We start from the raw sequence: 20,104 nt of genomic DNA on the forward strand, positions 1-20,104 counted from the left end.
TGATCGACGTCACGGGACCCGCGGTGGTTCTCCATTCGAGCAAAATGGCTGAAAAGTGGACACGCCTGGCGGACCGGGCACTACGCGGGTGATCCGAGACAGGACAGGGCCGCCGCGGTCAGTGCCCGCACCCCCGCCGGCAGCGCCGTGCGCGCGTCCGGCGCGAAGTCCGCCGCGTGGTTCGCCGGCAGCGCGGCCAACTTGGCCGCCGCGTCCGCGCCCGGCGCCGCGGCCCAGGCACCGGGCCCCACCACCCCGAACATCCAATAGGCGAGCCGTACCCCCGACGCCCCGTGCCACTCCCGGCCGGCGTCGCCGAACAGCCCGAAGTCCTCCGTCGCCAGGGTCGGCGGCCACATCGCCACCCGCTCCGCGCCGAACTCCGCCGCGTGGACCCCGCGTACCGCGGCGGTCGTCGCCGGGTCGGGATGCGTGACGGGCGAGGTCGACACCCGCTCGATCTCCGGGTCACGGGGGCACCCCGACGCCGCGCACTCGGCGCGCACGATCCGCTCCACCGCTCCGGCCGCCCGGGCCAGGGCGGCGTCCCCCGCCGCCCGCACGGTGATCCCCAACTCGGCCCGGTCCGGCACGACGTTGGCCCGTTCGCCCGCCCGCAGCGATCCGACCGTGACGGCGACCTGCTCGGAGGGGGCCGCCTCACGGGCCACCACCGTCTGGAGCCGCGTCACGACGTGCGCGGCCGTCACCACCGGATCCACCGTCAGGTGCGGGGCGCCGGCGTGCCCGCCCCGACCATGCACCACGACCCGGAAGGTGACGCTCCCGGCCGTCATCGGACCGTAGCCGTGCGCCACCATCCCCGCCGGCAGCGGGGCCGCGTGCTGGGCCAGCGCCACGTCCGGCACTCCGACGCGCTCGTAGAGCCCGTCGGCGAGCATCGCCCGCGCGCCCTCCAGGGTCTCCTCGGCGGGCTGCCCGACGACCACCAGCGTCCCGCGCCAGGCCCCCGGCTTCGCGCGGGCCAGCAGTTCGGCGGCCCCGGCCGCCGCGGCCAGGTGGAGGTCGTGCCCACAGGCGTGCGACACCTCGCCCTCGCTCGCGTACGCCAGCCCGGTGGTCTCCCGCACCGGCAGGGCGTCCAACTCGGCGCGCAGCAACACCACGGGCCCCTCACCGCGCCGCAGCACCCCGGCCACGCCGTGTCCGCCGATCCCGCGCACGGTCCGGTACCCGGCGGCCTCCAGCCGGTCCGCGAACCGCCCGGCCGTGCGCCGCTCCTCGCCCGACAGCTCGGGATGCCGGTGCAGATCGAGGTAGAACACGGTCAACGGCCTGAGCAGATCGGGAAGTCCGGCGAGGACGGCGGCACTGGTCATTCCCCCATGATCGGCCGATCGGGCCGGACGGGGGGAGACAGGGCGCTGACACTTCCTGTCAGAGAGGTGACAGCGGGAGGCCGGGTGAGGTGACGGCGCGACCGGTTCTGATGGAAGGGCACCACAGCAAGGGCACCACAACCACCGCACTCGACCGAAGGAGTCACCATGGAGAAGTCCCCCCTCGCCTCGCTCGCCGACGAGATCCTGGAGCTGGAGTCCGAGACCTTCGAGATCTCCGACTACTCGGACGCCAGCGAGGTCGTGCTCGCCGGCTCCACGAGCTGCAGCTCCACGTCGACCTGTTCCTCGACGACCAGCACCACCTCCTGCAGCGCCTGACCCGAGCGCGGGAACGCCCCGGTCCCCGCACGCGCGGGGGCCGGGGCGTCGTGCGTCGCCGGGGCGCCAGAGGACGCCGGGGCGCCAGAGGACGCCGGCACGCCAGAGGAACCGGGCGCGCCGGCGGAACCGGGGGCCGTCAGGGGAACGGGTGCGGCACCATCCGGATGTCGGCGTCCGTCAGGTCCGTCCCGCGGAGTCCCGCCCGCCGTGCGGCCGTCCTCAACCGGGGCATGTACGGGGCCCTTTGCCGCGACCAACCGAAGTCGATGGGCAACAGCCCCGGCACGATCGCGCACACCGTGCTCAGTCCCGCCCGCAGTTGCTCCGGCGTCGTCTGGTCGACCACGATCACCTCGTGCCCGATGCGCGCCAACTCCGCGACGACCCAACGGAGATCATTCCGCAGGTCCTCCGACGCGGGTCGCCCGTCCGGCCCCGTCGACGGGTCGAGATCCGCCAGGGGACGAACGGCCGGCGGATCCAGGTACGTCCCCACGTGCGGGGCCATCTCGGGCAGCCCGTACAACTGCGCGTGGTCCTTCAGGTGTCGCACCCGACCGAAGTCGGCCGCCATGGCACGGAGTTCGCCCAGCCGCTCCGCCACCTGCCCCGGCAGATGCGGGATGTAGGTGAGCACCTCCGACAAGGCGGCCTCCACCGCCGCCGCCGGCTCCAGCGCCGCGCCCGCCCCGAAGGAGAACAGGCCCGGCCCGCCGTCGCGACGCACCGCCAGCGCGGTCACCACCGGGACCGCCATGTCGATCCGGTTGTCGAAGGCGTGCACGTCGTACCCCTGGAGAGCCGCCCGATCCACCATCATGCGGACCGCGGCGCCCGGTACCGTCGCCAGGTCGATCTCCGGCAGCCGCAGGCCGCCGTACCAGGCCAGCAGGAAGGCGTCGCGCTCGATCAGTTCGAGCAGCGCCCCGAGCAGCGCCTCCTCCACACAGCTGCCGATGGCGCAGCCGTTGGAGCACTCGAAGACGAAGTTGTCGGCCTCCACCCCCGCGCTGTAGTGCACCAGCCGCGCCGGCACCAGCACGGGCCGGTCCGCACCCAGCGCGTGCCCGTACACCCAGGGGATGGGGCGCCGCGGATCGAACGGGGAGACCAGCGGGTCGTCCCGGTAGGTGGCGGGCGCGTAGAAACCGCACCGCGCCGGATCCAGGGCCCGATCGCCCAACTCCGCGTAGGAGGCCATCAGCAGGGAGCTCCCCGTCCTGCGGTGGGTCCCCGCATAGCGCTCCAGCCCCTCCAGGAACGCGAGGTCGCGGCTCCCCTCGAAACTGTTGGCCTGCCCGCTCCAGGTGACGTCCGTCAGACCGGCGTAACCGCGCATGAACACGCTGCCCGCGACCGGCGCGGTGGTGGGGGAGGTGACGTTGATCCAGGTGCCCCCGCCCAGCACCCCCGTGACCGGATTGGCCAGCGCCTCCCGCGGCAACGGGTACGAGGAGGCCGCGCGCAGCCGTCGCGCGCCCGGGTGGGGCTTCGGCCGCGACCGCGCGACGAACGGCCGGGGCCCGTCGGTCCCGCGCGGTCCGCAGTCCGGACACAGCGGGTCGGCGGCCAGCGGATGGTGGGTGACCGCCAGCGTCTCCAGGTCCAACCGGGACACCCGCGGCAGCGCCCGGTCGGCCGCCGACGGGCCGACCTCGGCCACCTCCCCGCCGAAGACCGCGCGGTGCAGGGCGTGGACGGCATCCCGCGCGAACGCGGTCAGCCAGGGCCGCTCCCGGGCCGCCGGGACCGGCGTGCCGACGCCGGTCTCCAGCGCGTCCCGCTCGCTGCGGCTGCGCAACCGCTGCCGCCGCATCGCCAGACACTGCCCGCAGGCCGGGGCCGTACCGTCGCCGCCCCAGGGGCCCACCAGGACGTCCCGCGCGCTCAGGTGCACCGTGGCGGCCGGCCGGACCCCGGCGAAGGGGTCGGCGGCGCGCGGTCCGAGGGCGTCGTGGACGCCGAGGGTGACCACCGTCGCACCGAGCCCGGCGAGGGCCCCCGCCAGCTCCCGGCGGGCCCGCTCCAACGGAGTCCCGTCGGGGGCCGAGGGCGCCGTCGACCGGGGAGCCCCGGATCCGGGGCCCGCCGGCTCCGGGGTCGTCGCGTCCGCGAGGGTCCCGGTCATGCCTGGTTGCTCCACCGGAAGGTCTTCAGGCCGATGGCCCCGAACAGGAGGGCGAAGCCGGCCAGCGCCGCGCACCCGACACCGATCGTGGCGAGCGAGCCCGACCCCGTCAGCGAGCCGGTCGCGGCGTCGTTGAGGTACCGCAACGGCAACACCCGGGAGACCGACCGGAGCCAGGACGGCATCATGTCCAGCGGCAGGAACGACCCGGACAGGAACGCCATCGGCACCATCATGCAGTTGGCGATGGCCGCGACCGCCTCGGGCGTGTTCGCGTAGGTGCCCACGATCACCCCGATCGCCATGAAGGCGGTGATGCCCAGCACCAGCGCGGGCAGCACCAACGGCCAGCGCCCGTCCAGCTCCAGCCCGAAGCCGGGCAGCATCGCCACCGCCACGAACACCGCGGCCTGCACCACGCCGACGACCAGCGCCAGTACGTACCGCGAGGCGAGCACCGTGGTCAACGGCGTCGGCGTCAACCGGATCAGCCGCAGCAGGTCGTCGCGCCGCCACTGCATGAGGGTGAAGGCGATGCCGAACACCGCGGCGTTGGCGACGCCCCACGACATCACGCCCGGCGCGATGTACGAGATGTAGGGGCGGCCGCTCTCCTCGACGTCCTGCCCGCTGAAGATCAGCCCGAAGACGACCAGGAAGAGCAGGGGGAAGGCGAAGGTGAAGAAGAGGGTGGCCTTGTCCCGGACCTGCGCCCGGTAGCCGGCTGCGGTCAGGGCCGTGTACGCGCTCATGCCTGGGACTCCGTCGGGTGGTGGTGTGCTGTGCCGGTCAGTTCGAGGTAGACGTCCTCCAGGGTGGCCGTCCGGGTCATCACCCCGTCGAGCCCGGTGAGTCCGTCCAGGGCCTGGAGGACCTTGCCGGGCACGGCGGTCTCCAGGACCAGCGAGCCGCCCTGGAGGTCGGCCCGGTCCACCCCGGGCAGAGCCGAGGCCTCCTCGACGCCGATCCTGCCGAGGGGCAACAGCAGCCGGGCCGGGGCCCCGGCCGCCGTGACGAGCCGGTGCGGCGAGTCCAGGGCGGCCACCTTGCCGCCGACCAGGATCGCCACCCGGTCGCACAAGGCCTCTGCCTCGTCCAGGTGGTGGGTGGTGTAGACGATGGTGCGGCCCTCGCTCTTGAGGGTGCGCAGCACCTCCCACAGGTCCCGGCGGGCCTGCGGGTCGAGAGCGGCGGTCGGCTCGTCCAGGAAGATCAGCTCGGGGTCGTGGACCAGGGCCGAGGCGATGGCCAGGCGCTGGCGCTGACCGCCGGAGAGGTTCTCGACCAGCACCCCGCCCTGCTCGGTCAGCGCGACCGTCTCCAACGTGCGGGCGGCGGCGGCCCGGTCGCGGCGGTAGAGACCCGCGACGGTGGAGAGGTGTTCGAGGGCGGTCTGTCGTACGAAGAAGGCCGACGCCTGGGTCTGCACGCCGATGCGGGGCAGCAGCGCGGTGTTGCGCGGCCAGGGACTCTGGCCGAGGACCCGGACGGTGCCCGAGTCGGCCTGGCGCAGTCCTTCCATGATCTCGATGAGGGTGGTCTTGCCCGCGCCGTTGGGGCCGAGCAGGCCGAAGAACTCGCCGCGGCGCACGTCGAGGGATATCCCGTCGACGGCATGCCGGTCGCCGTAGCGCTTGCGGACGTCCTCGATGGTGACGGCGGACTCGTCGGCCGGCCGGTTGCTGTCAGTTGTCATGGGATGTGCGGTTCCCTCGGTGTCGGGATCGGAATCGGTGCGGGTCGTGCGAGGAGCGGATTCGGGGTCGGATCGGGGACGGGGACGGTTGCGGACACGGATCGGGTCGGGGTCAGGTCGTGGTGGCCACCGCGTACCAACAGGCGGCCGCCGCACCGCAGAGGAGCAGCAGCACGAGAACGGCCGAACCGATGCCGTACGCGAGGTAGATCCGGCGCGCCCGGGCGGGGTACGCGGCCGCGGCGGTCCGGTCGCGCAGCCGCAGCCGCAGGTAGGCCGAACCGGCCGGAGCCAGCCGGGTCACCCGCAGGCCGTGGCCGAGCATCGTGTAGCCGTCGAGCGGCGGCAGCGGAAGGAGGTTGACCAGGGCCTGGACACTGCCGAGCAGCAGCAGCGCCCCCAGCACCCGGCCGGTGGGGTCGCCGACCGGCAGGGCGGCCCACCACCCGAGGAAGGGCAGCAGGAACAGCAGGTTGGCGAAGGCCCCCGCCCCGGCGACGGCCAGCTGGTGACGACGGCGGCGCAGGTAGCGGTAGTTGTCGACGGTGCAGTACATGAGGGCGGCGGGCAGCCGCCACCGCAGCCCGATCTCGCCGACGCTCCCCCCGACGTGGCGGGCGGCCACCCCGTGCGCGAACTCGTGGAGGGCGGTGCTGAGCCACATGAGCGTGGCCACGGCCAGCAGCGGCACCGGACGCGAGAGCAGCCACCACAGGTCGCCCACGAGCCGGCCCGCCGACGCGGCGAGCACCCCTTCCATGGCGAGGCAGCACAGCAGCAGCGCGACCAGTGCCACCGGACGCAACACGGGCCGCAGGAAGCGGTGCAGCCGGGCGGTCGTGGCGTCCGCGTCGGAGACCAGCCGCAGCGTGCCCCGCAGCAGGGTTCCGGTGCGTTGCGGCCCCGGGCCGGCCGCCGGCTCGGGCGGCGGTCCGCCCGCGAGCAGCCGCCGTGTACCGAGCAGGCCCAGCAACTGCTGCCAGTTCCGTTCGCCGAGCCTGCGTCCGAAGGCCTGGGCGTAGGCCTCGCCGATCTCCGCGAGGCTGCGCCGCCCGTCGAGCCGTGAGACGAGGAAGAACTCCTTGGGCCCGATCTCGAACGAGGCACCGGACACGGGGTCCTTGACCAGATGGACGGTCGCCGGGCCGTTGAGCAGCGGCGGCGACAGCAGGATCCCGGGCCGCAGCGCGGGCCGGTGCGCCGACATCCCGGAGGGCGCGGGGGAGGGGGCGCTCACGGCCGGGCCGCCTCGGCGGCCCCGCTGCCCACGCCCTCCCGCAGCACCCGACCCAGCAGGTGGGCGAGGTAGGCCTCGTCCCGGATCGTCACGTGCAGCCGATTGTTGGTCATGTGCATGTACGGGGACAGCAGCAGCGGCAGCGCCACCGCCGGATCCGTCACCCGCTCGTCCCGGGTGCCGTCCCAGGAACGGAACACCAGCTCCCCGGAGGCGGCCAGCGCCCCCGCCCGCTCGCGCAGCTCCCGGCAGTGCTCGGCCCACCCGGCCAGGAACGCGGGCAGCCGCCCGGTCTCCCCGGACCCGAGCGCCTCTCGGACGGCCGCGAACCTGCGGGCGATCCCCGGCGCGCTCTGCCCGTACGTGCGGTCGTACTCGGCCGAACCGATGAAGCCGGTCCCCGGGAACGCCCGGTGCCAGAACTCGTAGTAGCGGTCCAGGTAGCCGCCGAGTTCCTCCCGGTCGGGCAGGAAGACCCCGGCCATCACCATCATCAACTGGGCCGACGTGCCCAACAGCACGGTCCGCAGGTGCAGGTTCATCGTTCCCAGCGCGTCCATGACGAGATCGCTGGAGTGCGCGAAGTGCCATTCGGCCAGCTCGACCCCGGCCGGGCCGCCGTACTTCCCGTACTCGGGCTCGTACGGCTCGTACGCGTACGAGTTGTTGGGCCGCAGGTTCATCCGGCCGTCCGGCCCCATGAAACCGGCGCGGTCGCCCTCGGGGAACTCGATGTCGAAGAGCGTGTTGTAGAACTCGTTGAGGAAGCCCGAGTCCACCTCGTACAACGCCGGCCGGGCCTTCAGGAACGCGGCGACGGCCTCCTCGGTGCGGCGCCGCACCTCCGGGGCGGCCTGCGGGGTCACGGGCCGCAGGCGCAACCGCACGTGCGGGCCCTCCAACCAGTAGTTGATGAAGAAGTGGCCGGCGAGCAGCCCGTCCTCGGTGAGCGAGGCGATCAACGGCCGCACGCACCGCACCAGCAACGGCTGCGGGTTGGCGGCATAGAAGACGTGCACCGCCTGCCATGCACCGCGCGTCTCGGTCAGCTCTGACATCGGGAACCGCCTTCCGGGCGTCGGTCGGGGGAGAGGGGTGACTGCGAGGGCTTCGAGGGGCCCGGGGAAGCCGGGAGGTTCGAGGGGCTCGGGACGGTGAAGGTCTCCACGGCCAGTTCCGCCACGTGGGCGCCCGCCGAGGTGTACGTGTGCAGCCCGTCGGGGTCGGGCAGCATCTCGCGGAAGACGACCCGGTGGGCCGGATCCCGCAACAGCGACTCGAAGACGGAGAGGGAGAGCAGCGACGCGAAGTCGACGTACTGCGGCTTCGCACCGAGCGCCGACGACCCCGCCGACACGGTCGCGAACACCCGCTCGGGCAGTCCGTGCGTCCGGCGCCAGCGCTGCCACTCCACGAAGTGCGCGGCCTCCCGCGCTCCCGACACCGGCAGCTCACCGGCCGTCGTGCTCCACGAGCGCCGACTGAGCACCAGGTCCCCGTGGACGACCCGGGGACGCGAGGTCACCCCGTCACGCGCCGGACCCTCCGGCACGCCCGCCCACACGTCCAGCGGCGACATCGACGACGGGGACAGCAGCAGCAGGGTGCGCGGGATCGCGGGAAGGGCCAGCGGGACCAGATACCCCAGGTAGACGGGGATCACCTCGCGCCCCAACCGGTGCGAACGCAGGCCCACCCGCCCGGTCGCCGGATCGTGCTCGGCGTACAGGTCGCCGAGGTCCAGGCGGCGGTCCTCGGGAAGGGTCCCGCTCTCTCCCGGGCAGACGATCTCGTAGTCCGTCAGCGGTCCGTGCAGATTCAGGTTGGTCGTCACCGGCCCGCCGGTCACCTCCGCGAACACCGCGCCCCCGGGGGTCACCCGGGAGGCCGTCGCGCGCAGCTCCCCGGCGAGGTCCGGGCGTCCTCCCGGCTCCTCCTCGTACACGTGCGTGAACCGGCTGAAGGGGAACGACAGACCGCCGTACGAGCGGTTCAGCACGGTCATCCGGTCGCCCGTGGCGGGGTCCCGGGCGAACTGAACGTGGTGGCAGCGCGGCGCGAACCCGGGCGCCACACCCTCCAGTTCGGCGGCGACGGCCGCCACGTCCTCCTCGGTGAGCCGCAGCCCGGCCCCGCCGGCCTCCTCGTGGTCCGACCAGCGCGCCCGCATCCGCGTCACGAACGCCCGCCGCGCCGCGTCCAGCGCCCGGAGTCCCGACAGACCCAACCAGTTCTCCTCGGGCACGTACTCCCCGTGCGCGTCGAACGGGGTGCGCCGGGCCGTGAACGACAGGTACTGGTCGAAGAAGTCCTCATGGAAGTCGTGCACCAGACCCAACAGGTCCTCACAACGACCGCCCGCACTGTACCGGGCGGTGAAGAACCCCTCGAAGGTGATGCGCTGCGCCAGCGTGAGGTCGAAGGCGGGCAGGATCCGCTCGACGGAACGCAACGCGCCCCCGTCCGCCGTCCAGTCGGGCGCCGGGCACGACAGGTCACGACCCGCGCTGACGTCCTCGTACAACAGGGTCTGCGGCAGCGTCGTGTCCGGCGGGGCCCCCAACTCGCGTGCCACGGAGCCCAGATCGGCGCGCAGTGTCCGCAACAGGGTGGCCCGTTCCGCCGGCCCGGCGAGCGGGTAGCGCTCCAACACCCGCGCGGGCCCGTCCAGGAGCGCGACGAGGTCGTCGGCCCACGGTCGCTCCAGGGCGGTCAGCGACCGCCGGAAGGCGGCGAGCGGATCGCCGTCGTGGACCTCGGTGTCCAGGCACGGCACCCGGACCATGCCCAGCTCGATCAGAGCCGAGACGTACGCCTCGCACTCGGCCGGCGCCGCGCCGTGCTCCGCCGCCAACCAGTGGACGAGTTCGCGCCGGCGCAGCTCGGGCCGGTCCGCGAACAGGGCGAGCAGCCGGTCCAGGGTGCCGCTGCGCCGCAGGAAGAACAGCCGGTCCCGGACGGCGTCGAAGGTGACCGCCGCGGTGTCGTCCCCCGGCGTGACCGAGCGGCGGACGTACCGGATCCGCTCGTCCTCGCGCCCCCATCCGGAGGCCGGCCGCAGCGGCAGGTCCAGGCGGCGCACCGGGTCGTCGAGGATCAGCTCGGCGAGCCGGGCGAGCACCACGACGTTCAGCCGTACGCGACTGCTCCACCGGTCCTCGGCCCGGATGCCCTCGGTGCCCGCGTCGGCCCTGAACCGGCCGGTCGCCACCGCGGTGAAGGTGCTGAACGGGCTGGTCTTGCAGGCGGTGCGGTACACGTACGACAGCGCCGACCGCTCGACCTTGCGCGTGCGACCGCCCGGCTCGCGGCCGTCCGCCGTCGCCGCCGCGTACGCGTCGAGCTGCGCCTCCAGCACCGGCGAGGCCAACAACAGCCCGTGCCGCACCCGCTCGTCGGCGAGCAGCCGACGCAGCGCGTCACGACCGCGCCGCAGATCGGCGGCGAGCAACGCCTCCCCGTCGCCCCGCAGCTTCTCCAGCGCCGCCCGCCGCTCCAGCCAGCCCGCCAGCCGGTGCCCCACGTCCCCGCCCAGCCCGGCCACCATCCGGACGGCCGCGTCCGGATCGGCGGGCGCCCGGCCGTTGTGGACCAGCCGCCGCAGCCTGAGCAGTTCCCGGCGCAGGGCCGCGCCCGGCCCGCCGGGCGCGGGGTCGGTCGCGCCGACCGCCCGGTGCAGCAGGTCACCGAGGAGCTCCGCGTCCGCGCGGACCACGTCCTCGGCGCTCAGCACATCGGCGGCCCAACGCAGCGTGTCCGCGCTGCGCAGCCCGTCGACCGAGGTCAGGGGCAGCCCGGCCACGCGCAGCATGAAGCGGTCGCCCGCGTGCCAATCGGTGGTGGTGTTCATCCTGAACGTCCTGGTTCTCTCGTCGTTGCGCCGAAGGAGTGCGTCGCGGTGCGGCTCAGGCGATCTCATGGCGGAAGTCGGCGGGCCGGGGCCGCTCGTGACCGAGCAGCATGATCAGCAGAGCGGCCTCGTCGGTTCCCGTGAGCCCCAACTCCTCGGCGTACGAGATGTTGTCGAAGCCGAGGGCCACCCCCGCCCCCAGGTCGTGCGCGGCGGCGGTGGTGTAGAAGGTCTGGGCGACCGCGCCGACGGTGGCCCCGACGAGCCGGTAGCCCCGGTCTCCCACCGCGTCGAGCACCGCGGCGGTCCGCACGGTCGGCACCAGGACGGCGCCCGCCTGCTCCAGGTTGTAGTTGGAGAGGAAGTAGGTGCGCTGGAGGAACGGCCCGGGGGGACCGGGAACCACCAGCCGCAGGGCGTGACCGTCCGGATCGTAGGCGTACGCGCCCGGCTCGACGCCCTCCACGTGGTTGACGAAGACGTACAGCGCGGTGAGCCGCGGCCCGTCCGGCCCCTCCGCGTCGCTGCCCACCGTGGCCGCGGCGCAGTCGGCCAGCACGGCGGCCAACCGATCGGCGGCCACCGCCCGGGTCGCGTCGAACCGGCCGAAGCTGCTGCGCCGGGCCCGCAACGCCGCGGTGACCTCCCTGAGCGGGGGCGCCGCCGGCGGCAGCGACACCGGGGCGCCGCCGGCCGGCGGACCCGCGGCGGCGGCGTCGAGCGCCCCGAGCACGGGCCGGTCCTCGGCGCGCCCGAGCGTGGCGGCGTGGATCCGGCCGGCGGTCTCGAAGGTCAGGACGGTACGCGAACGCTCCGCGTCCCGGCGGCGCACGGCGGGAGCCGGGGCGACCGGATCGGACGGCGGCAGCGCCGGCGCGGCGCCCTCCCACTCCAGCGGCACGACCGCGAAGATCCCCTCCTCGTGCGGGACCACACCGAGCAGCCGGGCCAGCCGTTCCTCGTCGAACCAGAGGGCCGGCGCGATCCGCAGACCGCGCTCCCTGGCCCACAGCCGCCAGGTCTGGAGCACGGTGCCCACGTCCATGCTCACGGCGTGGAAGGAGAAGTTGTTGTACTTGAAGGCGTTCTGCCAGTACTTGACGCTCAGGACCAGGTACTGGCCGGAGTCCGGGAAGCCCGCTCCCAGCGCGCCGCGGACCTCCGCGCCCACCTCTCCGCCCAACAGCCGCCGCAGTCCGTGCTGGTGCGGCGCGTAGTGGTACACCCCGGGTATGAGCGGCCCGCCCGGGCCCGCCACCCAGTACACGCCGACCGGGTACAGACCGCCCCCGGACGCCGTGCCCCGCGACCAGTTGGCGTGCGTGTAGTGCGGAAGCGCCGCCAGATCGGTGTTGGCCTGCACGCCCAGGCGGCGGCCGGTCAGACCGTACGAGTCCCGCAGCATCCCGGACAGCAGCGGCAAGGTGAACACCCCCTCCCCGGAGCCGGGTTCCGGCTCGGGAAGCGGCAGGGTCTCGGCGCCCGGGTAGAACTTCGCGTCGCGCGGGCGGTCCGCCCAGTCGGGTACGAAGTCGACGGGCTCCATCGGCACCCTGCCCCGGTGCATGATGGCGTCGGCATAGTCATGGGCGAAACCCACACGTCCTCCTACGGTCGTCGGTGGAGACCGGTCGAAACCGGCTGATGCTGCGTCAAGGAAAGGGATGCGGGGCCGGGTTGAAGTCACCGGCGGCCCCATCACCGGATTCGCCGGGCTGCGTGTACCTCCGCAGCCGAGGCATCCCGAGCGCCCGCTGCCGCGACCAACCGAAGTCGATCGGCAGCAGCCCCGGCACCAGGACGCTCACCGTGTGCAGCCCCAGCGTCCGTTGCTCGGGCAGCGTCTGGTCGACGACCACCACGTCGAACCCGGCGCCGGTCACGGCCCCGACGCACCGGTCCAGGTCCTCGCGGACGTCCGTCGACACACCACCGCCCGAGGCATCCGACCAGGACAGGTCCGACACCGGGGCCGGTGGCCGGTCCCGCGGTCCACGCAACAGGAAATCGGCGTGTCGGCCCATCTCCGGCACCCCGTACACCAGCGGATGGTCGTGCAGCGCCGTCACCAGGTCGAAGTCGGCGGCCATGGCCCGCAACCGGGCCTCGTCACGCTCGGTCCGGCCGGCCAGGTTCACGGCGTCCGTCGCGATCTCGCACAGCGCGGAGTCCAGGGCCGATTCCGGGTCCAGGCCGGCCCCCGCCCCGAAGCACATCCGTCCGAGCCCCCCGTCGAACCGTTCCGCGACGGCGGTCACCACGGGGATCGGGAAGTCGACCCGGGTGTCGAAGAACCGCGCCCGGTACCCGTACAGGGCCAGCCGGTCGACCATGGCCCGCGTCGATGCCCGCGTGCTGGTCGCCGGGTCGATCTCGGGCAGCCGCCGGCGCCCGTACCACGCGAGCAGGAACGCGTCCCGCTCGACGACCTCCATCAGCCCGAAGTAGCAGGCTTCGGCCAGACTCCCCCCGGAGGCGCACCCGTTGGAGCTCTCCTGCACGAACCGGTTCTCCAGACCCGGCGCGTGATAGTAGGTCAGGATCTCCGGAACCAGCCGCGGTTCCCGATCGCGCAGCGACCAGCCCCACACCCAGGGAATCTCCCGATCGGGATCGAAGGGTCGCACCCGCGGGTTGTCCCGGTGGAAGTCCGAGTCGTACAGGCCGACCTCGCGCGGATCCACGGCGTGCCCCGCGAACTCGGCGAGCGAACCGCGCACGTTCGTCACGCGCGACCGAGCGCGCATCCCCGCGTAACGCTCCAATCCCTCCAACACCCCGACCAGTGCGCTCCGTTCGAACGACTCCGTGTGGCCGCCCCAGAACGTCTCGCGCAAGTAGTCGCCCGACCGCATGGAGAAGCAACCGATCGTCGCGGAGGTGGAGGTGGAGGAGACGTCCTGGACCAGGGAGGGCCCCAGGGCCCCGCACAGCGGGTTCGCGAACGCCCCCACGTCGATGCCGTACTCCTCCACGCGCCGAGTACGGAACACCCCCGGCCGGTACTTCACCGCCGGCGCCGGCTCCAACGACCTCGGTGCGTCCACGACGGGAACGGCGCACACCGGACACTCGGGATCGGGCACCAGCGGATGCCGTCGGACCGTGCCGGCCCGCAGGTCCAGCACCCGCACCTCGGGGAACGGCCCGGCCCCCGGGCCCGCGCCGGAGGCGACTCCCGCGACCAGCGCCGCGAGGACATCGGCGGCGAAGGCGTGCGCGTACGGCCACTCACCCGCCGGCCGGGTGCCGCCGCCCAACTCCAGCGCGTCCCGCAGCGCCACCGAGCGGACCCCCTGCCAACGCCGCTCCAGACAGTGCGGACACCCCGCCCCGCCCGCAGGCCGTACGACCGGACCGACGACGGCCTGGTGGCCGTACAGCCAGACGGGCACGGCGCCCGGGGAGGCTTCCGCGGCGGTCCCGGACGCGGCGTCCACCGCGGGCGACGACCCGCCGGGACCGGCGAACGCGTCCCGCACCCCGAGCGCCGACAACCGCACGGGCGGCGCGCCGAGGGCGTCCAGCGACCGTCGCAGCAGGTCGGCGAACCGCCCGGCCGCCTCGACCCCGAGCCCGTCCACGAGCGCGCTACGCGTCATCGCGGGGCTCCCGCGGCGCGGTCAGCAGCACCCGCACGGTGTGGATGCCCACGCCCGTCACGTCCGCCGACCCGGTCCGTACCACGTACGCGTCCCGTCCGGCGGCCTCCAGGCGCGCCGACACCGCGGTCCAGTCGGTCCCGGCCCCGCCCCCGACGGGGGCGGCCTCGCCGGCCACCGCGAGCGCGCGCGGGTCCAGGTCCCGCAGCAGCGGATCACCGGTGTCCGCGACGGAGCCCGTCACCGTCGCGTCGCCCTCGTACTGCGCCGCGCCCAGCAGCTCCCGCAGCGCCTCCACCGCCGCCGCACGACGATCCAGACCGGCGCCGACCGCCCAGCGCTCCCCGGTCCGGGCCACCATCACCTGCGCACCGCTGTGCGCGCCCTCACCCAGGTCCAGGAGCTCCACCGGCAACCCCAACCGGTCCGCGGACCGTACGAGGAACACCAGCTCGGCGTCCGACCCTTCGGCCTCCGGCCCGTCCGCGTCGGGCAGCGGCACGACGGCGGCGCCCCCGCCCCGTACGACGCGCAGCAGCGCGGCGTGCCCCAGCGCCGACAGCAGACCGGCGGCAGCGGCGTCGGCCGTGGAGGGACCGGCGCCCGCCCCGGCCCGGGTCCGCTCGAAGAGCCGGTCCGCGTTGTACGGCCCGAACGGTCTGACCGCGCCCGCCGGCACCAGTACGGGCTCCTTCGTGAGCAGGGACACGGCCCGCTCCCAGGCGTGGACCCGGCCCGGCAGCCCGCTCGCGAGGGCCAGCGCCGCCGCCTCGACGACGGGCAGCGACCCGTCGTCGGCCAGGGGCCCGCGCGCCGGAACCACGTGCTCGGCGTACACCAGCGCGGCCGCGTCCAACGCGCGCATCCGCGCCCCGGCGACGTGGTGGACGTCGAAGGCGGCCACCGAGCGCCGGCCGGTGTGACCGATGCCCAGCTCGACCACGCCGAGCTTCAGGGGCAGCTGGGTCAGAGCCTCGTCCGCGTACCGGGTGAACACCCCGGCGCGTGGCCGTACCAGCGTGGAGCGCCGGTTCAGTTCCTCCACCAGGGCGTCGGCCTCGCGGGCCGTCTCCACCGTGGGCAGCGACACCGCGCCCGACGCGCCGGCCGCGGCGAGGTCCACCGGCTCCGCCTCGCCGGGATCGGCCTCCGCGCAGAACGGACAGCGCGGATGGCGCGGCAGAGGCTCGGCGGTGACGTCCAGCGACTCCACGTCCTGGACCAGGAGCCGGCCGGAGGTCTCCGCCGGCAGGGCGCCCGAGGCCGTGCGGAACACCTCGTACCCGAGCAGGTTGCCGATCATCGCGGCCAGCGGCCGTCCCGGCACCGGGCCGACCGGCGCCGGCGCCCCCGGCAGGGTCAGCGCGCTCCACAGCTCGGCCGAGGCACCGGCGGTGTCCCCGTTCGCGCCGAGCCGCAGGGCCGCGCAGGCCCAGCACCCCGTGGTCCCGTGGGTCATCAACGGTCCGACGACGGCGTCGGAGCCGTACGACCAGGCCGGCAGGAGGGTGCGGCCCTCGGGTATGCCGGCGCGCAGCAGGGGCAGCAGCCGGGCCGCCGCGGCCGTCCCGCCCGTCACCACCACGGTGTCGAAACCGTCCAACGCGGCCCAACCGGGTTCCGCTCCGAGGTCGGCCAGCGGGCGCACCTCCACCGGGGCGCCGTCGGCCGAGGCCTCCGCGGCCTCCCGCTCGATCTCCCCGAGGTCCGGTCCCGGCAGCACGCCGACGAGGGCGGAGCCGTTGCGCACCAGGCTCAGGGCGCACCAGCGGGCGATGGGGTCGTCCCCCAGCACCGCCACCCGCGTGTCGCGGAACCGCAGGAAGCGGTTCTCGGCGTCGTCGGCGTAGTGGTCGGCGTACGCGATCTGCGGGGCGAAGCGCCGTGCGACGTCGGGCGGGAGGACCGGTGCCGCGTCCGTCGCCGGCTCGCTGACGGAGCGGGCGAAGTCCCGTTCGTAGAGGGTCTTGACGAGCTCACCGAACATGGCCCGGTGGTCGTCGCCGAGCCCCTCGCACAACGCGGCGACGGTGTGCTCGCCGGTGAGGTGCGGCACCACGAGAGTGGCGAACCGGTACGCGGTACGGGCGTTGAGCCGGAACCCGCCGTCGGTGTTGTGGAACAACACGCCCTCGGGCGTCTGCGTGAAGAGCACGTCCCGGCGGATCCGGGGCCGGGTCGTGGCGACGGCTTCGTAACTGGCTTGGGACATGGGTCACCCCTGATTGCGGTCTGGGCGGTACGGGGAGCGGAACGGACGGGTCGGGAGGCGCGGTGGGGCCGCCGGGCCGTGGTCGGCCGCGGCGGGGGTGGTCGGGTGTCAGTGCGCCGGGGGAGGGCCGCCGGCACGCTCACGCGCGATGTGACGCGCGTAGCCGTGCAGAAACGCGTGCAGACGGTACGGATGGCCGGGCGGTCCGTCCTCCAGCATCCCGGCCTCCACCAGCTGTTCGAGGACGGTCGAGGGCCCGGCGGACGTGAGGTCGGCCCCCGGTTCGAGCGAGCCGAGGCGCAGGAACGCCTCGCGTGGCTCCGGGCCGAGTGCGGCCAGGGCCTGGCCGAACACCTCGGGCACGGACAGTCGGGGATCCTCCGCCAGGGCCAGCCGTGCGGGAGGATCCTGCGCGAGCCACGCCGAGCAGTCGGCGACCGAGAGCCCGGGGCGGGTCAGGAGCCGGCCCGCGGCGATGCGCAGGGCGAGAGGGAAGTACCCGCAGACGGAGGCCAGTTCGCGGGCCGCCTCCTCCTCGGCCGCGATCCGTTCCTCCCCGACGAGTCCGGCGAGCAGCGCGTACCCCTCGCTCGCCTTGAGGACGTCCAGCCGGTGCACGGAGCCGCCGCGCGTCGCGACGACGGCCGCGAGTCCGCGTCGGCTGCTGACCACCACGGAGGTGTCACCCGCGGTCGGCAGCAACGGCAGCACCTGCCCGGCGCCGACGGCGTCGTCGAGGATCAACAGCCTTCTGCCGTCGCCGGGTTCGGGCAGCAGCTTGCGGGCCTCCTCGACATCGACGGGACTCCCGTCCGACCGGGCCAACGGGACCGTGAACACCCCTCCGGGGAAGGCGTCCTGTACCTCGTACGCGCTCTGCCGGACCAGCGCCGACTTGCCGATCCCGGGCGCACCCGACACCACGATCAGCCGCGGCCCGCCCGGGGCGGTCAACCGTGCCGCGATGGCGCCGCGGTCGGCCTCGCGCCCGGTGAAACCCGTCACGGGTGACACCCGCTCGGTGGTGGCGGCCGGCAACTCCATGACCACCGGCGGTCTTCGCGCGACGACGGGGATCGGCCGCCCGAGTTCCTCGGCCCGCAGGATGGCCAGCTCCAACCGCCGCAGTCCCGGTCCGGGATCGACCCCGAGTTCGTCGCGCAGTCGATCCTTGATCGCCCGGTACTCGGCCAGGGCCTCCGCCTGTCTCCCGGTGCGGTAGAGCGCCTCGATGAGCTGCTCGGTGAAGCGTTCGCGCACCGGATGCCGGCGAGCGCCCTCGTAGAGGTCGACGAGCACCTGGTGGCAGTTCCCGGCGGCGAGTTCCAGATCGCAGACGCGCTCCAGGACTCGCAACCGCTCCTGCTCCAGGGCCGGGACGGCGTCCCGCTGGAGCATGCGCGAGGCCACGTTGGCCAGTGGCTGCCCCTGCCACAGGGCGAGCGCCGCGCGGAGTCGGTACAACTCCTCTTCCTCGCCGGCGGCGGCGCGCGCCTGCCCCGCGAGAAATCGGAACAGTGCGAGATCGAGGGTCTCGACGTCATTGGCCATACGGTATCCACCGGGTACGGCTTCAATGGTGGTGGCGGATATGCCGTACTTGACGAATAGCCGGCGAAGTCGCAGGACGCACGTCTGAAGTGCGGCCCGTGCGGTGGCGGGAGGTTCCTCGTCCCACACGGCTCGCAACAAATAGTCGGTGGAAACGACCGCGCCCGGATGCAACAGCAAAGCGGCGAGCAGGCTGGTTGGTTTGGATGGTTTGAGAACTACGGTTTCGGGGCCGTGGGCAATACTCAAGGGCCCCAGAAGCTGGAACCGCATGAAGGTCCCCCGTGTCGGGTCACGTATGGAGCGGAACGGCGAATGACGGGGGCGGTGGTCGGCCGAGCCCGCGAGCGAGGCCCGGCACGGAACTGGTCCATACCAAGCCTGTAGCTGCTCTCCCGCCCCCCGTTGGGCGGTGGATAAACGGAACACTACATAACGGATCTTGTGAAAGTCGAGCCATGCGCCGGCTCGAATCCGATGTGACGGGTGTTCCTCTCCTTTCCGTCACATGACCGCCCCGTGGAGTTACCGGCGGCTCGTCAAAAAGGTTCAGGCGTAAACGAATCATGAGTGTGAGGCCTGGTCGGCACGAATGAGAATCGCTATCCCGCCGGCGATATGACTGATCCTCGACGGTCGAATCCGGCCACGATGGCCTTGAAGAATCGGAAGCCGAGCGCGCGTCACGTCCGGGACGCGCGGCGGCCCGCCGGGACCGCGCCGCACCCGTCGGGGGGTCCGGGAGTCGTCCGTACGGGGGAACCGTGAAATCGGTCGCCGAAGGGCGGAATGCCGCGCGTCTCCAAGCGGTTCGGACAAGCGCGACACCCGAACTCCGCACGCACTGGAGAGCTCATGAAGATCGGCATCATCGGCGCCGGCAACATCGGCGGCAACCTCACCCGTCGGCTCACCTCCCTCGGCCACGAGGTCTCGGTGGCGAACTCCCGCGGCCCCGAAACCCTTTCGGACCTCGCCGAGGAAACCGGAGCCACCCCCGTCACGGTCGCCGACGCCGCCCGCGGCGCCGAGATCGTCGTGGTCACCGTCCCGCTGAAGAACGTGCCGGACCTGCCGGCGGGTCTTTTCGACGGGGCGGCGGAGGGCTTCGCCGTCATCGACACCGGCAACTACTACCCGAAGCAGCGGGACGGCCGCATCGCCGCCATCGAGGACGAGAGCCTGACCGAGAGCCGCTGGACCCAGAACCACCTGGGCCACCCGGTGATCAAGGCCTTCAACGGCACCTACGCCGACGACATCCTCGACAAGCCGCTGCCGCCCGGCGCCCCCGGTCGGATCGCCGTACCGGTCGCCGGAGACGACGAGGCGGCCAAGAAGGCCGTCCGTGACCTCATCGACGAGCTCGGCTTCGACACCGTCGACGCCGGCGGCATCGACGAGTCCTGGCGCCAGCAGCCGAACACCCCGGTCTACGGACTGCGCGCCGGTGTGACGGCCGTCACCCAGGCACTCGCCGAGGCCTCCCCGGAGCGCACGGCCGACTTCCGCGGCTGACCGTCCCGGGTCGGACGAGCGGCGGCCCGCCCCCGGGCGCTACCGCCGCTCGTCCCGACCGAGGCACGGCCCTGGCGGCACGTTTCGCCGCCTCGGAGGGGGATCCCTCACCCGGTCAGGTAAATCTGTGCTCACGAATGTAGTGATTGCAGTGCGGGAGGCCTAGTATTTCTGGCGTAGTGAGCCAGCGAAACGAAGGTGTCATGCCCCCCGAGAAGTCCCCGCTCGCCGACAGTCTCGACGATGACGACTACCCCGCCTACACGATGGGCAGGGCCGCCGAAATACTGGGCGCCACGCCCGCCTTCCTGCGCGTGATCGGAGAGGCCGGACTGGTCACCCCACTGCGCTCGGAGGGCGGCCACCGCCGGTACTCCCGCCATCAGCTGCACCTTGCCGCGCGCGCCCGAGAGCTGGTCGACGCGGGCACGGCGGTCGACGCCGCGTGCCGGATCATCGCGCTGGAGGACCAGTTGGAAGAGGCCCTGCGGGCCAACTCGCGGATGAGCGGGTCCGGTCACCCCGACGACAAGACCCCCTGAGGGCCGGGCCGGCGGCTCATACCTGTTGCCGCCGGTGTAGAAATTCAGCGAATACGCGTACAGGGTTTATGTGGCGACAGGCC

The 20,104-nt window shown here is 73.5% G+C and carries 14 protein-coding genes; 3 read left to right on the plus strand and 11 right to left on the minus strand.

Annotated elements, in window-relative coordinates; translation table 11 throughout:
- Nucleotides 1-80: 80 nt before the first annotated feature.
- Entirely contained in the window at nt 81-1,340 is a 1,260-nt protein-coding gene (locus tag OHA84_RS31435) for an amidohydrolase (protein WP_266968552.1), read from the minus strand.
- A 168-nt stretch (nt 1,341-1,508) separates the two neighbouring features.
- Here OHA84_RS31435 and OHA84_RS31440 point away from each other — a divergent pair, with 168 nt between their 5' ends.
- On the plus strand, nt 1,509-1,682 hold the full coding sequence (locus tag OHA84_RS31440) for a thiazolylpeptide-type bacteriocin (protein ID WP_007268044.1): 174 nt from the start codon (nt 1,509-1,511) through the stop codon (nt 1,680-1,682).
- 139 nt (nt 1,683-1,821) lie between these two features.
- Here the strand turns inward: OHA84_RS31440 and OHA84_RS31445 are convergent, their stop codons facing one another.
- The 10 genes from OHA84_RS31445 to OHA84_RS31490 form a co-directional block, all read right to left on the minus strand.
- The gene (locus OHA84_RS31445) at nt 1,822-3,813 is read right to left on the minus strand and encodes a TOMM precursor leader peptide-binding protein (protein WP_266968550.1); all 1,992 of its coding nucleotides are present in this window, start codon (nt 3,811-3,813) and stop codon (nt 1,822-1,824) included.
- Entirely contained in the window at nt 3,810-4,565 is a 756-nt protein-coding gene (locus tag OHA84_RS31450) for an ABC transporter permease (RefSeq protein WP_266953228.1), read from the minus strand. Before OHA84_RS31450 ends, OHA84_RS31445 begins: the two co-directional genes overlap by 4 nt.
- Complete coding sequence (locus OHA84_RS31455; RefSeq protein WP_266953230.1) at nt 4,562-5,509, minus strand: ABC transporter ATP-binding protein; 948 nt, start codon at nt 5,507-5,509, stop codon at nt 4,562-4,564. Before OHA84_RS31455 ends, OHA84_RS31450 begins: the two co-directional genes overlap by 4 nt.
- Before the next feature lie 112 nt (nt 5,510-5,621).
- Nucleotides 5,622-6,746, minus strand: coding sequence for a peptidase M50 (locus OHA84_RS31460; RefSeq protein ID WP_266968547.1), 1,125 nt, complete (start codon nt 6,744-6,746; stop codon nt 5,622-5,624).
- Nucleotides 6,743-7,804, minus strand: a complete 1,062-nt coding sequence (locus tag OHA84_RS31465; protein WP_266953234.1) for a lantibiotic dehydratase C-terminal domain-containing protein — start codon at nt 7,802-7,804, stop codon at nt 6,743-6,745. Before OHA84_RS31465 ends, OHA84_RS31460 begins: the two co-directional genes overlap by 4 nt.
- Entirely contained in the window at nt 7,792-10,596 is a 2,805-nt protein-coding gene (locus OHA84_RS31470) for a lantibiotic dehydratase (RefSeq protein ID WP_266968545.1), read from the minus strand. The genes OHA84_RS31465 and OHA84_RS31470 overlap by 13 nt, the downstream gene beginning before the upstream one ends.
- A gap of 55 nt (nt 10,597-10,651) precedes the next feature.
- Entirely contained in the window at nt 10,652-12,196 is a 1,545-nt protein-coding gene (locus OHA84_RS31475) for a SagB family peptide dehydrogenase (protein WP_266968543.1), read from the minus strand.
- Nucleotides 12,197-12,248: 52 nt separating this feature from the next.
- Complete coding sequence (locus OHA84_RS31480; RefSeq protein WP_266968541.1) at nt 12,249-14,198, minus strand: TOMM precursor leader peptide-binding protein; 1,950 nt, start codon at nt 14,196-14,198, stop codon at nt 12,249-12,251.
- Nucleotides 14,188-16,410 carry a TOMM precursor leader peptide-binding protein gene (locus tag OHA84_RS31485; protein WP_266968539.1) on the minus strand — a complete coding sequence of 741 codons (2,223 nt, stop codon included), beginning with the start codon at nt 16,408-16,410 and terminating at the stop codon, nt 14,188-14,190. Before OHA84_RS31485 ends, OHA84_RS31480 begins: the two co-directional genes overlap by 11 nt.
- 108 nt (nt 16,411-16,518) lie before the next feature.
- The gene (locus OHA84_RS31490; RefSeq protein WP_266968538.1) at nt 16,519-18,234 is read right to left on the minus strand and encodes a BTAD domain-containing putative transcriptional regulator; all 1,716 of its coding nucleotides are present in this window, start codon (nt 18,232-18,234) and stop codon (nt 16,519-16,521) included.
- 516 nt (nt 18,235-18,750) lie between these two features.
- Between OHA84_RS31490 and OHA84_RS31495 the strand changes: the two genes are divergently transcribed.
- Both OHA84_RS31495 and OHA84_RS31500 read left to right on the plus strand, forming a co-directional pair.
- Complete coding sequence (locus OHA84_RS31495; protein ID WP_323178937.1) at nt 18,751-19,479, plus strand: NAD(P)-binding domain-containing protein; 729 nt, start codon at nt 18,751-18,753, stop codon at nt 19,477-19,479.
- Nucleotides 19,480-19,682: 203 nt separating this feature from the next.
- A complete protein-coding gene (locus tag OHA84_RS31500) occupies nt 19,683-20,021 on the plus strand; it encodes a MerR family transcriptional regulator (RefSeq protein ID WP_266953258.1) in 339 nt (112 codons plus the stop codon).
- The last annotated feature ends 83 nt before the right edge of the window (nt 20,022-20,104 follow it).

The organism is Streptomyces sp. NBC_00513 (assembly GCF_041431415.1).
Lineage (GTDB): Bacteria > Actinomycetota > Actinomycetes > Streptomycetales > Streptomycetaceae > Streptomyces.